This is a genomic window from Roseateles sp. P5_E1 (genome assembly GCF_054049335.1).
In genome coordinates, this window is sequence record NZ_JBFUMN010000243.1 from 1 (window position 1) to 656 (window position 656).

Annotated in this window: 2 protein-coding genes; both read right to left on the reverse strand. The window is 62.9% G+C overall.

Features of this window, described 5'->3' with window-relative positions; translation table 11 throughout:
• Positions 1 to 327, reverse strand: a 327-nt coding sequence (locus ACXJKJ_RS30825; RefSeq protein WP_457395319.1) for an ExbD/TolR family protein, incomplete at its 3' end; no start/stop codon positions are given.
• A gap of 36 nt (positions 328 to 363) precedes the next feature.
• Positions 364 to 656 (reverse strand): ExbD/TolR family protein (locus ACXJKJ_RS30830; RefSeq protein ID WP_457395322.1); only part of this gene is annotated, 293 nt, incomplete at its 5' end.

Below are 656 nucleotides of genomic sequence, written 5' to 3' on the forward strand. Positions count from 1 at the left end.
CACCTTGGCCATCACGTCGTACTCGGAGTCCGGGCTGGCGTCGATGCGCAGTTCCGGCTGGTTCGTCGGGTCCTTCTGGACCTCCTGTTCCATCCGCTGCTGCAGCTCGCCGGTCGCGACCGGGCTGTTGTTCCACGAGACCTGGTTGCTGGCGTCGATCTTGAGTTCGATCGGCGGCGGCGGCTCGACCAGCTGCGGCGGTGGGTTGAGCACGCGCTGCGGCAGGTCCACGGCGATCGGGTACGTCATGATCGGCGCGGTGACGATGAAGATGATCAACAGCACCAGCATCACGTCCACGAGGGGCGTRACGTTGATGTCGGCCATGGGGCCTTTATTACCACCAGTACTGAACGCCATGGCTCACTGCCCCTTCTCTTTGGTGGCAACGAAGCCAACGTCGAGCATGCCCTGTTCCTGCGCGATCTTCGTCATCTCGTTGATGACGCGCATCTTGGTGGTGCGGTCACCACGCAGGTTGAGGGGCGGCTGCGGAGTCTGCTGGGCGGCGGTCGACAAGCGGGACTCGAGGGTCTGCTTGTTGATTTCCTCGTCGTTCCAGTAGATCGAGCCGTCTTCCTTGACTGCCAGGGTGATCGGGCCCGAACGCTTCTCAGCGTCTTCCGGGTTCTGCACCAGGTTGGCCTCCGGCAGAT